General features: G+C 56.0%; 8 protein-coding genes. 7 read left to right on the top strand and 1 reads right to left on the bottom strand.

Annotated elements, in window-relative coordinates:
- The first annotated feature begins 171 nt into the window (after positions 1–171).
- Entirely contained in the window at positions 172–1,422 is a 1,251-nt protein-coding gene (locus Dpoa2040_RS14025; RefSeq protein WP_042870653.1) for a D-amino acid dehydrogenase, read from the top strand.
- 77 nt (positions 1,423–1,499) lie between these two features.
- Here the strand turns inward: Dpoa2040_RS14025 and Dpoa2040_RS14020 are convergent, their stop codons facing one another.
- A complete protein-coding gene (locus Dpoa2040_RS14020) occupies positions 1,500–2,621 on the bottom strand; it encodes an ABC transporter substrate-binding protein (protein ID WP_042870651.1) in 1,122 nt (373 codons plus the stop codon).
- A 545-nt stretch (positions 2,622–3,166) separates the two neighbouring features.
- Between Dpoa2040_RS14020 and recC the strand changes: the two genes are divergently transcribed.
- The 6 genes from recC (at position 3,167) to dbpA (ending at position 15,461) form a co-directional block, all read left to right on the top strand.
- The gene (recC, locus tag Dpoa2040_RS14015; RefSeq protein ID WP_168641661.1) at positions 3,167–6,643 is read left to right on the top strand and encodes an exodeoxyribonuclease V subunit gamma; all 3,477 of its coding nucleotides are present in this window, start codon (positions 3,167–3,169) and stop codon (positions 6,641–6,643) included.
- Positions 6,640–10,323, top strand: a complete 3,684-nt coding sequence (gene recB / locus Dpoa2040_RS14010) for an exodeoxyribonuclease V subunit beta (protein ID WP_168641660.1) — start codon at positions 6,640–6,642, stop codon at positions 10,321–10,323. Before recC ends, recB begins: the two co-directional genes overlap by 4 nt.
- Entirely contained in the window at positions 10,320–12,365 is a 2,046-nt protein-coding gene (recD, locus tag Dpoa2040_RS14005; protein ID WP_168641659.1) for an exodeoxyribonuclease V subunit alpha, read from the top strand. Before recB ends, recD begins: the two co-directional genes overlap by 4 nt.
- Positions 12,366–12,780: 415 nt before the next feature.
- Positions 12,781–13,464: an MFS transporter gene (locus tag Dpoa2040_RS14000; protein WP_168641658.1), complete on the top strand. Its 684-nt coding sequence runs from the start codon at positions 12,781–12,783 to the stop codon at positions 13,462–13,464.
- A 20-nt stretch (positions 13,465–13,484) separates the two neighbouring features.
- A complete protein-coding gene (locus tag Dpoa2040_RS13995; RefSeq protein WP_168641657.1) occupies positions 13,485–13,988 on the top strand; it encodes an MFS transporter in 504 nt (167 codons plus the stop codon).
- Positions 13,989–14,087: 99 nt separating this feature from the next.
- Positions 14,088–15,461, top strand: coding sequence for an ATP-dependent RNA helicase DbpA (dbpA, locus tag Dpoa2040_RS13990; protein ID WP_168641695.1), 1,374 nt, complete (start codon positions 14,088–14,090; stop codon positions 15,459–15,461).
- Positions 15,462–15,515: the final 54 nt, after the last annotated feature.

Genomic DNA, 15,515 nt, shown 5'->3' with positions numbered 1-15,515 from the left:
ATCCGGTTATCCTACGCGGCTGCGTGCGTTTTCTCATAATAAATAAAAGCTATATCTGCAACAGATGACAATTGATAGCGGCATGTTAAAGTAGGTTTTTATTTCAGGCTTTAAGGCGTTGTATAGCATATTCCGCGGGATTGGCGGAGAAAAGTAGGGAGAACAGCAATAATGAAGGTGGTTGTTTTAGGGAGTGGTGTTATCGGCGTCAGTACCGCCTGGTATCTGGCGCAATCAGGACATGACGTCACCGTCATTGACCGGCAAGCCGAAGCAGCTTTAGAAACCAGCGCCGCCAATGCCGGTCAGATTTCCCCTGGCTATTCTGCGCCTTGGGCCGCACCAGGTATTCCGCTGAAAGCGGTCAAATGGCTATTTCAACGGCACGCGCCCCTGGCGATTCGCCCTGATTTCACTGCTACGCAATTGTGCTGGATGTGGCAAATGTTGCTGAACTGCGACAACGCTCATTATCGCGTTAATAAAGCCCGTATGGTCCGGCTGGCTGAATACAGCCGCGATTGCCTGCAAGAACTGCGCACAGCAACCGGTATTGCTTATGAAGGACGTCAGGGAGGCACGTTGCAACTGTTCCGTACCCAGCAACAGTACGAAAACGCTTACCGTGACATTGCGGTCTTGAAAGAAGCCGGTGTGCCTTATGAATTACTGGAAGCCGATCAACTGGCTAATGTTGAGCCGGCACTGGCGGGGGTACGCCATAAATTAACCGGCGGATTGCGCCTGCCGCATGATGAAACTGGCGATTGCCAGCTGTTTACCCGTCAGTTGGCGGCGATGGCGACAAAAGCGGGCGTAACCTTCCGTTTCAATACGGAGGTACAACACCTTGAGGTGGAAGGGAAACGGGTCAGCGCGGTGTATTGTGATGGTGAAAAGATCGTGGCCGACGCTTACGTTATGGCTTGTGGCTCTTATTCCCGCGGTTTACTGGAAAAATGGTTCAGCATTCCGGTCTACCCACTCAAGGGGTATTCGCTGACCATCCCGCTGACCAGTGAGGCTGGGTCGCCGGTTTCCACCATATTGGATGAAACCTACAAGATCGCCATTACCCGTTTTGATCAGCGCATTCGCGTCGGCGGCATGGCGGAAATCGCCGGATTTGATCTCTCCTTGAATCAGAAGCGCCGGGCTACGCTGGAAATGGTAGTGCGCGATCTATACCCGGATTGCGGACCGGTGGAACAGGCAACATTCTGGACCGGATTACGACCCATGACGCCGGATGGCACGCCGCTGGTGGGGCGTTCGCCGTTACACAATCTGTACCTGAACACCGGGCACGGTACATTGGGTTGGACCATGGGATGTGGCTCCGGTCAGTTGCTGGCCGATATCATTTCCGGCAAAACACCGGCAATTGAATACGACGATCTCTCTTTCTCTCGCTACGCCTGAATCCATGTTTCAAATAATGAGCTAACCGCCCCAGCCGAGGCGGTTAGCTCTATTAATGACGTCTACTAAATTATTGATTAGTTCGCCAGTGGTGCATCCGGGTGCAGGCCGAGCCAGCCTGGAGTCGGGTCGCCTTTGGCTTCGCCCACGTACAGGCTCATTTGCGCGCGGAAGCGCTCAACCGCAGCGCGGTCAGACATGAAGTCAGCAAAAGCTTGTGGACGAGTATTGCGATATTCCCAGATGTGTTTGTAGCCAGCCGGTGGCGCTACATCGGTACGTACTGACCACATACGTGAAACCTGAGTTTGTGTTTCTGGGTCCAGCAGCCAGCTCAGGTACAGCTTGGCGCTTTCCGGGTGTTTAGCCTGTTTGAAGATTGCCGCGCGCTGCGCCCAGGAGACAAACGGGTCACTCTTCGGCAGCACAAAGCGGGTCACCGAGCCTGCCGCCGGGACCAGCGCACCGGAGCTGGAGAAGGTCGCGCTGTATTTGCCGGTGGCTATCTGAGCGCCGGGAACGTTAGTACCGCGTACGTAAACCGGGTCCTGCTCTTGCAGTTTTGCAACAAAATCCCAGCCGTATTTATCCACGACCTGTTTGTACCAGAACAGCACGGCGTCATCGTCGTTGGGATAGGCCAGAATCAGGTTGCCTTTCAAGTCGGGGCGCAGATAATCTTTTGCTTCTCGCGGCCAGGCGTTTTCATCCAGCAGTTGGGTGTTGACCACGTTGCTAAAGGCAATCACATAGGCACCAATCCACGCGCCATCTGCATCACGAAATTCCGGGTAGATTTTGTCCCAACCCACGGGTTTGTAGTTCAGCAACACGCCCTGTTTTTTCCAGCGCGGGAAATCCTGTATCGTTTGCAGTTGCACCACATCTGGAATCAGGGTGTTGGTAGCCAGTTGGTTGTCAATACGCGCATCGTGGTACTTGCTGTAATCGACGATCACGTTCAGTTTGATGCCGGGAAAACGTTTTTCAAATGCCTGCTTAAAGCCATTTTGCTGTGACTGTACGTCGCCGCCAGCATAAACGGTCACTGTACCGCCTTCCTGTAATGCGCTCTGATAAATTTCATCCAGCGAACGCGTGTCCGGTGCGACAGCTGCCTGGCTTTGCCAGGTGCTGATACCGGCCATCATCGTCAGCATCAACGCGGTTTTCTTTAGGTACTTCCCAGTGTATTGCATCGTAGTCTCCTTGACTTGGGATAAAAATCCGTGCCGACGTACGGTGTCTATCAATGTTGACGGCGGCTACGGCGTGAGTGGCGAGTCACAATGCGCGACGCGCCGGACTGGCAGGGAATTAGGAATCGAGTGTATCGGATTACATAAAAACGAACAGGAAGAAAAAGTGAATAATATAGTTAAAAGCTTTGAATGATTAATGAGGGTGGTCTGTCCCGCTAAAGACAGATTTACTGGTGTTAAATGATGTTTCTGGTGGTCTCAAGTGTCTTGATTGTTTATTTTTTCTAATAATTTTCTATTGGGTAATGCAATGGTCTGATTATGGTGAAAGAGGATGTGGATCACAGACAATCGATAAAAGAGAGTCTGGCTATTGAAGCCATTCACTGCTGTTTCGTTTTACAAGATATACCGCCTGAACAGATTTTCTGAAAATATCTCGATTTGCTGCGTAACATCCCCGCTAATCCTATTGAATGCTAAGATATTTGCTGACTGTACCGTTATTCGGTACACCGTTGTGGCAACGAGCAGAGATAGTGATGAGCGAAAACAGGTTACAACCCGGTTTGATGGCGATCCACAGCAACCATCCTGAAGCTTTACGTGATGTATTGGTTTCGTGGATGGCGTCTAATCCGCTAGCCGGGTTGGAAAACGAGCTGATTCTGGTACAGAGCAACGGCATCGGGCAGTGGCTGAAACTGGCACTGGCGCGTGATACCCACGAGGGTGGATGCGGCGTAGCCGCTGCGCTGGATGTTCAGTTGCCGTCGCGTTTTTTCTGGCAGGTTTACCGGTCGGTGTTGGGGCATGATCAGGTGCCGGAAACCTCGCCATTCGAGAAATCATTGCTGGTATGGCGACTGTTGCGGCTGTTGCCTGAGCTGCTAACACAACCGGAATTCGCTACGCTGGCGCGTTTTCTGCGGCAGGATACCGACTTGCGTAAGCATTACCAGTTGGCCGAACGGCTGGCTGACCTGTTTGACCAATATCAGGTGTATCGCGCTGACTGGCTGGCTGACTGGACTGCCGGGCGTGACGTGCTGACCAGCCACCGACGCGGCGTGGAACCGCTGCCGGATGAACAGCACTGGCAACCGCTGTTGTGGCGCGCGCTACTGATGGATACCGGCGAGGCGCTGGCCGGCACCAGCCGAGCGGCGCTGCACCGGCGCTTTCTGGATGAGGTAAAACAGCGGGACGATAGCGAACGTCCCGCAGGTTTACCCTCGCGGGTGATTGTCTTTGGCATCTCATCGTTGTCACAGCAGGCACTGGAACTGCTGGCGGCCATTGGGCGCTGGACCCAGATATTCATGTGCGTACATAACCCGTGCGAGCATTACTGGGGCGATATTATTGCCGATAAGGACCTGCTGCGTGCCGAGCGTGTCCGCCAGCAACGTAAACCCGGTATGCCGCAGACCATCGCGCTGGAAGAACTGCATCAACATGCCCACCCGCTGTTGGCGGCGTGGGGTAAACAAGGGCGCGATTACATCGGGCTGCTGGATGAATATGATCAGCGCGAGCGGTACGCCTCACTGATTCAGCGTGCCGACCTGTTTTACAGCAACGGCGAAGACTGTCTGCTGCATCAGTTACAGGACGACATTCGGGATTTGCGACCGCTGTCGGACAGCCGTGCGCGCTGGCCTGCCGTCGATCCACGGCATGATCGTTCGATCCGTTTTCATATTGCGCATAGTCCACAGCGTGAAGTGGAAGTGCTGCATGACCAACTGCTGGCGGCATTTGCCGCTGACCCGACGCTGCGCCCGCGAGATGTGATCGTGATGGTGCCGGACATCAACGGCTATGCGCCGCATATTCAGGCGGTGTTCGGGTTGATCGACCGGAAGGACCCGCGTTACATCCCGTTCAGCGTGGCGGATCGCGGGCCGCGCCAGAATAACCTGCTGCTGGCGGCGCTGGAAAAACTGTTAAACCTGCCGCAGTCACGCGTGGCGGTCAGCGATGTGCTGGACTTGCTGGAGGTGCCGGCGGTGCGCCAGCGCTTTGCCATCGCTGAAGAACAATTGCCGCTGTTGCAGCGCTGGGTTCGGGCCGCCAATGTGCGCTGGGGGTTACACGCCCGTCAGCGCCAAAGCCTCAACCTGCCTGATGCGCCGGAACAGAATAGCTGGTTTTTTGGTCTGCGCCGTATGTTGCTGGGGTACGCGGTGGGTGCAGGCGGTGCCTGGCGGAATATTGAACCGCTGGATGAAATCGGTGGGCTGGATGCGGTGCTGGCTGGGCAACTGGCGCTGTTGCTTGACCGGCTGGATTATAGCTGGCAGCAGCTCTGTCAGCCTGCGACACCGGTGCAATGGGGTGAACGGTTACGTACGCTGTTGAGCACGTTCTTTGCCGCAGATGGGGGGGAAGACGGCTTCATGCTGCTGCAACTGGACGAAGGATTACAGAACTGGCTGGAGGCGTGCGAATCGGTCGCGCTGGAGCGGGCGTTACCGCTGTCGGTGGTGCGCGAGCACTGGCTGGGGCTGTTTGAGCAGTCGAGCCTGACCCAGCCGTTTTTTGCTGGTGCCGTCACCTTCGCCACGCTGATGCCGATGCGCGCCATTCCATTTCGTCATGTCTGTCTGCTGGGAATGAATGACGGCGATTATCCCCGTAACCGGGTGCCGCTGGACTTCGACCTGATGGGGCAGGACTACCGCCCCGGCGATCGTTCCCGCCGCGAAGACGACCGCTACCTGTTTTTGGAGGCGCTGCTGTCGGCGCGTGAACATTTTTACATCAGTTGGGTGGGGCGTAGCATCCACGATAACAGCGAACGCCCGCCTTCGGTGCTGGTGGCGCAACTGCGCGACCATCTAAGCAACGGCTGGCGGACCGTTGACGGGCAGGATGTGTTGTCCGCGTTGACGGTGGAACACCGGTTGCAGCCATTCAGCCCGGATTATTTTACCGCCGGCAGCCCGTTGTTCAGTTATGCCCGCGAATGGCGCGCCGGGCTGCTACCACAGGATACTCCGGCTACGGATACCGCGCTGGACGATTATCGGCAGGATGGCGTGCTGACGCTGCGGCAACTGGCGGATTTTGTCCGTGACCCGGTGCGCAGCTTCTTCCGGTTGCGGCTCAACGTCTGGTTCGAACAGGAAGACCCCACCAGTCAGGATCAGGAACCATTTGCCATGGATGCGCTGGAAAACTGGCGCTTGCAACATGAACTGATCGAGGAACAGAAAGCCGCGTTACGTCGGCATCTTCCCCGTGAGCAGGCGCTGACGGCACAACTGGCACGCATCGCCCGGCGCGGCGAACTGGCGCCCGGTGGCTTCACCACGGTGCTGGTGCAGGATTTGGCGGAGCCTATGGCGGATTTGTTCACCCGTTACCAGCAGGAACAGGAAAAATGGCCGAAATCGGTATCTGACGAACCGCTGTCGTGGCCCGATTTACAGTTGGAAGACTGGCTGAATGAACTGCGCGTTGATGAGCAGGGCAACCGCTGTCGGCTGGTGCTGGAAAGCGGCGGGTTGCTCCATCCCACACGGCGTAGTTACCGCTTCGACAAGCTATTGCCTTTCTGGGTGACGCATCTGGCCGGGCACCTTGATGGGCAACCGCTGCATAGTACGCTGGTCAGCAAAAACGGTACTGTTTACCTGCCGGCGCTGGAACCGCAGCAGGCGAAAGTGTACTGGCTGGCGCTGGTCGATGCCTGGCGAGAGGGAATGCGTTACCCGTTGCCGCTGGCGGTAAAAACCGGATTTCGCTGGCTGGAAGCGGGCGGAGAACCGGATCAAGCGCTGGATGGTGAAGCGGGTAACGCGGCACGCCAGTGCTATGAGGAGCATGACCCGGCTAACCGCAAGTTTGCTGAATCCGCGTCTAACGCCTATCTGTCCCGCGCGTTTCCAGGCTTCGACCAGTTGTGGGCCAACGGCGAGTTCGCCCGCTGGACGCAGCAACTGCTGGCACCGCTGTACCTGACGCTGAAAGCGGCGTCGGCGAAAAATAGGAAATCAGGAGGCCAGTCATGACGGCGCGTTCATTACCTTCTCCGCTGGATGTGCTGCGCTTTCCGCTCTCCGGCAGCCGGTTAATTGAAGCCAGCGCCGGCACCGGCAAAACCTTCACCATCGCCATGCTGTATGTACGGCTGGTGCTGGGGCACGGCAGCGAGCAGGCGTTTTCCCGCCCGCTCACCCCGCCGGAAATTCTGGTGGTGACCTTTACCGATGCCGCCACCCGCGAGCTGCGTGACCGCATTCGCGCCCGGCTGGCGCAGGCGGCTGGCTATTTTCAGCCGGATGGCAAAGATGGCAAGGATGAAGAGGCCGATCCGTTGTTGCGGGAACTTCGCACCGGTTACCCGCCGGAACAGTGGCCGGACTGTGCGCGCAAACTACAACTGGCCGCCGAATGGATGGACGAAGCGGCGGTATCCACCATCCACAGCTGGTGTAACCGGATGCTGGGCGAACATGCGTTTGACAGCGGCAGCCTGTTTAACCAAACGCTGGAAACCGACCAGCGTGAATTGTTACTGGAAGTCGTGCGTGATTACTGGCGCACCTTCTTTTTCCCGCTCGATGCCCGCGATGTGCTGGAACTACGTGATAGCTGGGCATCACCGGACGATTTTTACCGCAGTGTGACGCCGCTGCTGGAGTATGCCGATGAAATGGGTATCGATGACCTGCCAGCACAGATTTTCAGCGCTGTCCGTGAAGAAAAAACACGCCGACTGGCGGCGCTAAAAGCGCCCTGGTCGCAGTGGTGTGACGAACTGCGCGAGTTGCTGAACGCAGCGGTGGCAGAGAAAAAGGCGGATGGCCGCAAGCTGCAAGCTCGTTATTTCGGCCCGTGGCTGGACAAACTGCACCACTGGGCCACCAGCGATGAGACGACGTTGGATATCGGCACCGGCTGGACGCGGCTGACCCCGCAAGGGCTGCGGGAGTGCTGGAAAGTGCCCGAAGACGCGCCGCAGCACCCGGCACTGAGTGCGATGGAGACGCTGGCGCAGCAGTTAAGCGAATTACCGGAGCCACGTAGTCAACTGTTACGTCATGCCTGCCGTTGGGTTAGTCAGCGTTTTCGTCACGAGCAGGATAGCCGGGCGCAAATGGGTTTTCAGGATCTGTTGACCCGGCTGGATGCCGCATTGCGCGGCGATAACGGCGAACGGCTGGCCCAACGCATTCGCCGCCAGTTCCCGGTAGCGATGATCGACGAATTTCAGGACACCGATCCATTGCAATACCGCATTTTCGATACCCTGTACCGGGTGGCAACCAACGATCCGCAACAGGGGTTGATCCTGATAGGCGACCCGAAACAGGCGATTTACGCGTTTCGCGGTGCCGATATCTACACCTATTTGTGCGCCCGGCGCGATACCGACGGTCGGCATTACACGCTGGGTACTAACTTCCGCTCCACGCAGGCGATGGTCGATGCCGTTAATCAGGTGTTCATGCAGGCGGAAAATCGCGCTGACGGCGCGGGTGCATTTTTGTTTCGCCAGCCGGACGGTGACAATCCGGTGCCGTTTCTGCCGGTGCAGGCCAATGGCCGTGATGAAAGCTGGGTGCTGGAGGGGGCGCAAGCGGCGGCGTTGACGTGCTGGATGCTGGAAACCGAGGAGCCGCTGTCGTCGGCGGAATACCGTCAGCGCATGGCTGCTGGCTGCGCCCGCGAAATGGTGCGGTTGTTACAGCTCGGCGTGCAGGGGCAGGCCGGTTTTACTGTACCAGGGCAGGCATGGCGTCCGGTCAGACCGGGAGACATGGCGGTGCTGGTCAATACCGGGCGTGAGGCGATGGCGGTGCGGGCGCAATTGTCCGCTCGCGGCGTGCGCAGCGTTTATCTGTCGGACAGAGAATCGGTGTTCGACAGTCCTCAAGCCAGTGAGCTGCACTGTTGGCTGGCTGCCTGTGCTGATCCGGAGAATGATCGGTTGTTGCGCGCCGCGCTGGCAACCCCGTTACTGGGGATGAGCTGGCAGGCGCTTGAACGCCTTAACCACGACGAGCAGGAGTGGGAAAACCGGGTAATGCAATTTGTTCGCTACCAGAACTGCTGGCGACAGCAAGGCGTGTTGCCGATGTTACGGCGCTTGATGTGGGAGTTCGATGTGCCGCGCCGGTTACTGGTTGCCGATAACGCCCGTGCGCTGACCGATGTGCTACACCTCTCGGAGCTGTTGCAACAAGCCAGCGTGCATCTGGATGGCGAACACGCGCTGATCCGCTATCTGGCGGAACAGTGTCAGGCGGATAATCCCGGTGGCGACACGCTGAAACTGCGGCTGGAAAGCGATGCCGATCTGGTGAAGGTAGTGACCGTCCACAAATCTAAAGGACTGGAATATCCGCTGGTGTTTCTGCCGTTCGCCTGTGCGTTTCGTGCCGTCAGCCACCGCGATGTGCCGCTGAAATTTCATGATGATGATGGGCAGCTGCGCCTTGAGCTGACCGCCAGCGACGAGGCGGTGCAGCGTGCTGACCATGAGCGGCTGGGCGAGGACTTGCGTAAGTTTTATGTGGCGTTGACTCGCGCCCGCTACGCGCTGTGGCTTGGCATCGCGCCGCTGAAAGCGCTGGAAAAAAGCGCGCCCGGTTATCTGCTCGGCGCGGGCGAGCCGCTGGAGCCGGGACAACTGGCGCAGCGGTTGTCGGCCTGGTGCGGCGCGCATAGCCAGATAGCGCCGTTGCCGGAAACGGATGCGGCGATTTATCGCGCGGTGCGGACGTTGCCGTCGCTGGGTCAGGAACCGCCGTTGCCGGATATCAGCCGCCACCGCTGGCGCATTACCAGCTATTCCGGGTTGCAACTGGCGCCGGAAGGGCATTACCACGAACGTCGTGAGTTGTTTGCGAACGAGACGCCTGAAGTACAAAGCGCGCAGCAGGAAACTTTCAGTGAACCACAGGAAGCCGCAGAGCGTCTGCCGCCGTTGCCGACCGGTCGTGATATGTACAGTTTTCCGCGCGGAGCGGTGCCGGGCAGCTTTCTGCACGGTTTGCTGGAATGGGCAGGGGAAACGGGGTTTGCGGCGCTGGCGGGGGATCGGCCTCGTGTGGAAGATCAGGTGGCAAGGCGCTGTAACCGGCAGGGCTGGACGCAATGGATACCGATGCTCACCGACTGGCTGATGGCGCTGCTCAATCAACCGTTGGCGTTGCCGGCGCAACCTGACAGCGCGGTGTCGCTGGCTGGGCTGACGCAGTATCAGGTGGAAATGGAGTTCTGGTTTGCGCTCAATCAGGTTGATACACCCACATTAGATCAACTGGTTAGAGCCGCCACGCTGGCGGGCGAGCCGCGGACAGCGCTGGTGCGCGAACAACTTAACGGTATGTTGAAAGGGTTCATCGATTTGGTATTTGAACATCAGGGGCGTTACTACGTGCTGGACTACAAATCCAACTGGCTGGGGGCGAGCGCCGCCGACTATGACACACCGCGAATGGCCCACGCCATGCTGGATCACCGTTACGATCTGCAACTGGTGCTATACCTGTTTGCCTTGCACCGCTTACTCAAATCCCGCCTGCCGGATTATGACTATGACCGCCATGTCGGTGGCGCGTTGTACCTGTTTCTGCGCGGTAGTCAGGCGCCGGGCGGCGGTGTGTATGCCGAGCGGCCAGACCGAGAGCTGATTGAAGCGCTGGATTGCCTGTTTAGTGGTGGATCAGAGGTGACGGCATGAACATGACTGATCATGACGAACTGACCGAATTGCTGGATCAATGGGTTGGCTGCGGCTGGCTGCGGGAACTGGATCGGGCGCTGGTGCGGTTTCTGCATCAGGAATGCCCGGAGGCGCCACCGTTACTGTTGCTGGGTGCGGCGCTGGTTAGTTATCAGCTTGGGCGCGGGCATGTATGCCTTGATCTGGCGGCTACGCTGGCCGACAGCCGGTTTTCGCTGGCGTTGCCGCCGGAAGGCGACTATAGCGAAAACCGTCAGATTGTGCGCCCGGCGCAGGTGCTGGCGGACGTTACCCTGTCGGCCTGGCAGGCGGCGTTACAACAGCCGCAGTTGGTGTCGCCGGGGGAGGGCAATACGCCGCTGGTGCTGGTCGGTTCGCGCCTTTATCTGCGCCGGTACTGGCAGTATGAGCAGGATGTGCGCCATGCCATCACACAGAAGTTGGAACAACATGCGGTGTTGCGGTCGGCGATTGCGCCTGCGGCGCTGCGTCAGCGGTTGGATGCGCTGTTCCCCGCGGCGGTAACACACGCCACCGACTGGCAGAAACTGGCTTGTGCGCTGGCGGCAGGCAGTGCTTTTAGCATCATCACCGGCGGACCGGGCACCGGAAAAACCACCACCGTGGTGAAGCTGCTGGCGCTGTTGCAGTCGCTGGCGTTGGAACAGCAGGGCAAACCGCTGCGCATCCGGCTGGCAGCACCTACCGGCAAAGCGGCGGCGCGTCTGAACGAATCTATTTCCGGGGCGATTGCCAGCCTGACGCTGGATGGACTGGAACAAGGCGACGTTATCCGCGATCACCTCCACGGCGAGGTGGTGACCCTGCATCGTCTGCTGGGCAGCCGACCGGACTCCCGGCATTTCCGGCATCACGCCGATAACCCGCTGCTGCTGGATCTGCTGGTGGTGGATGAAGCATCGATGGTGGATCTGGAGATGATGGCGGCGCTACTGGCAGCGATGCCGACGCATTCCCGTCTGATTCTGCTGGGCGACAAGGACCAGCTGGCGTCGGTGGAAGCCGGGGCGTTGATGGGTGAACTGTGCCAGCGTGCCGCACAGGGGCATTACCTGCCGCAGACCTGCGACTGGCTGCGTGAGGTGGCAGGGGATGCGCCGGATGATACATTGCTCGACCCGCACGGCAGCGCGCTGGATCAATCCATTGCCATGCTACGCCACAGCTACCGCTTCGGCGCGGACAGCGGCATCGGCCAACTGGCTGACGCGGTGAATGCCGGTGATGTGGCGGCACTGGCGGCTGTCTGGCAACACGGGTATGCCGATTTGGCACAACTGACGCTCACCACCAACGATAACAGTATGTTGCGTGAATGGGTCATCAATGGTGCCGCCAGTCGATTCGCGCCTCAGCCCGGTTCGGTAGCGCCGGTGGGCTACGGCGACTACCTGCGGCGGATGGCTGCGACGCAACCAGAACTGACGGCACCGCAAAGCGAGTTCGATGACTGGGCAGCGCAGATTCTGAAAGCTTTCGGCCAGTTCCAACTGCTGTGCGCGCTACGTAACGGGCCATGGGGTGTGGACAGCATGAATGAGCGCATTGCGCATCTGCTGTATCGTGATGGGTTACTGGTGGCCTGCCAGGGCTGGTATCCAGGGCGACCAGTGATGGTGACCCGTAATGATTACGGCCAGCGACTAATGAACGGTGATATCGGCATTACCCTGACGGTGCCGCAGCGCCAGCGGGACGATTCTCTGACATGGGTAACCAGAGTGGCGTTTCCTGCCAGCGATAGTTCATCCGGCATTCGTTGGATAATGCCGGGGCGTTTGTCGGCGGTGGAAACGGTATTCGCCATGACGGTGCATAAATCGCAGGGGTCGGAGTTCGCCCACACTGGATTGCTGTTGCCGGATAGCTTAAGCCCGATCCTGACCCGTGAACTGGTGTACACCGGCATAACCCGTGCCAAACAGGCTTTCAGCCTCGGTTGCGTGGGGGAGAACCGTACAGTACTGGCCGACGCCGTCAGCCGGCGGGTGTTACGGGTGAGTGGCCGTTTCCCGTGATTACGCCGGTATGCAGTACGGGGCTTCAGGAAACGGCGGAATGTATGATAAGCGAGCGACTCGCGTGACAATCAGCGTGTGTCGCCTGGCCGCAGAAAATCGAGTAGAAGCTGTAGTTCTCTTCGTCAGTAACCCACATGAGACAGAAAAACGATCTTATCGAACGCTGTGTTTTGGATGTGTCTAAAAAACACAACAGTAAACCATTTGATTTTTATGTTCTTTTATATCGTTAAGCTATTATTTAAATAAATAATAGAAAAAATTTTCAATATAATACAAAAAGCGCACTTGCCAGAGTGATGCCTCCCTGCAATTATTAATCGTCGTCGTATCTTATACCCGTCATACGTCAAGTTGCAGGTGCGTTGGCTGCTTTTCTGCAATTCGAATTATTTAGGGTATAGGTAGATAAATGTCTAAATTAATCCATAGCCAGTCATCCCTGTTCTTTTTTTCTTACATCATCAATGCCATGAACAATTGGGCGTTCAAGTTTATAGCGCCATTGGCGCTCTATGCAGAAACACAATCACTACAGATGATGACTGTTAGTTATGGATTACTATTTACACCGAACGTTATCTCCCCGCCATTAGTCAATTTTATAGATGGAAAACTTGCCAGGAAAACAAGTTTGCTTATTTTAAATTTTCTCGGATTTGCATTGTGTATATTTGGCTTGTCCTATTTTAGGTACGGATTTGACAGTGCAGTATTTCTTATTGTTGTTTTTGCATTTTGCACCGTTCTCACATTATTTCAAACGCTTATTCATGGTGTCATGAAAGATGTTATTCATGACAAGGAGACTATTGAGAGTACAAGTCGTAGAGTTGCCTTTGTTGATAGCTTATTTCCTGCTATTGGTCCTCTTATTGGTTCTGCCATGTTAAGCACTTTCAATTACAGCCATATTTTCTTTATTATCGGCATGGTGTATTGTCTATCCTTCATTCTGATTTGTATATTACGCATTAGTGAGCAAGAAAAAGAAATAAAAGAAAGTGTTATAGCAAAAACCACTAATGGATTTAAATTGATAATAAAAATCCATTCATTAATTTTCTGCTTGCTCGATTTTTTCTTTCGAATATAGCGTTGCATGGGTTTCAATCAGTGCTTACTTTTTATTTGATTGATAAATTTAATCTGGTGGATATAAAAGTAGGTGTTTTTTTTGCAGTGTCTGCTATAGGTCTTATCGTTGGTGTCAGGTTAGGGCGTCTTATATATTCCCATAATATTAATAAGTGGTATGTTATCTCTGTGACTGGGATTGTCTGCGCTATCTGCCTGATTATTATTCCTTTGGCTGGGAATATATTTATTGCTAATCTGGCATGGTGCATAGTAATGCTGCTCAGTTCTATCAATCTGATAGTGTTTTACACCGAGCGTCAGACTAATTTTCAACAAAGCGATACAACCAGTGTCATTGCAGCCTCTTACGTGATTATATACTCTGCTATTCCACTCGGCTCTGCTGTCGCTTTTTTCCTTTCTCGATATGTTAATGCCAGTGAAACCATGCTCATTCTCGGTATATGCTTGCTCTTTATTGGGTTGTACTTCCTTTACTTATCAATCAAAAATCAAAAGCTACTAAGAGAGCAGGGATAGCCGAACAATGACGGCGAGGTGAAAACTCCTCACGGCGCGGTGGGAAAGAGGTGGTATGATTGTCGGCCTATTTCATCTGGAATTTTCACTGTGACCTCATTGACTTCATTTGCTGAACTTAACGCGCTTCCTGCGGAACAACTCACCACCCTTAATGAACTGGGGTATCTGACTATGACCCCGATTCAGGCCGCGGCGTTACCGGCGATCCTCGCAGGAAAAGACATCCGCGCACAGGCAAAAACCGGCAGCGGTAAAACCGCCGCTTTCGGGTTGGGTCTTTTACAGCATCTTGATGCCGGGCAGTTCAACACTCAGTCTCTGGTGTTGTGCCCGACCCGCGAACTGGCTGATCAAGTCGCAAATGAATTGCGCCGTCTGGCGCGTTACATGCCGAACATCAAGGTACTGACGCTGTGCGGTGGTGTACCGTTCGGTATCCAGCGCGACTCGCTGACCCATGCCCCTCACATTATTGTCGCCACGCCGGGCCGACTGCTGGATCACCTGAAAAAGGAGACCGTCAGCCTTGATGCCTTGCAGACGCTGGTACTGGATGAAGCTGATCGAATGCTCGATATGGGTTTCGCCGATGCCATCGATGACGTTATCGCCCACGCGCCTGCTCAGCGTCAGACGCTGCTGTTTTCCGCCACCTGGCCAGATGCCATTGCCGCCATCAGTCATCGTATTCAGCGCGAACCGCAGGTGATTGAAATCGACACGGTGGATGAACTTCCTGCGGTTGAACAGCAGTTTTATGAAGTTTCCCGCAGCGGCAAGCTCGATCTGCTGCAAAAATTGCTAAGCCGCGAACAGCCCGCTTCCTGCGTGGTGTTCTGCAATACCAAAAAAGATTGTCAGGCGGTATACGATGCCCTGACCAGCAGTAACCAGAGCGTGCTGGCGCTGCATGGCGACATGGAACAGCGTGACCGTGACCAGACGCTGGTGCGCTTTGCTAACGGCAGCAGCCGTGTACTGGTGGCAACCGACGTAGCCGCGCGCGGGCTTGATATCAAAGCGCTGGAGATGGTCATTAACTACGAGTTGTCGTGGGACCCTGAAGTACATATTCACCGCATCGGACGCACCGCTCGTGCTGGCGAACAAGGGCTGGCCATCAGCCTCTGCGCGCCGGAAGAGGCCCAGCGTGCCAATGCACTGGAAGAGATGCTGAATATGAAACTCAGCTGGCATTCACTGCCCAGTGGGCTGCGCATCACCCCACTGGAAGCCGTAATGGCAACCTTATGCATCGACGGCGGCAAAAAAGCCAAGATGCGCCCCGGCGATATTCTGGGCGCGTTAACCGGCGACATGGGGATGGATGGTGCGGATATCGGTAAAATTACGATCCACCCGATGCACGCCTATGTGGCCGTGAAGCAGTCGGTAGCGCGTCAGGTATGGAAACAGTTACAGCAGGGGAAAATTAAAGGGAAGGCGGTGAAAGTCAGACTGCTAAAGTGAGGTGAGGCGAATATCGGCGTCCAGAAGGGAGTGTTAGAAATTCTGTGTCATTCC

The sequence above is a fragment of the Dickeya sp. CFBP 2040 genome (genome assembly GCF_012273755.1).
GTDB classification, from domain to species: Bacteria; Pseudomonadota; Gammaproteobacteria; order Enterobacterales; family Enterobacteriaceae; genus Dickeya; species Dickeya poaceiphila.
This window is presented reverse-complemented; position numbering and strand designations above follow the sequence as displayed.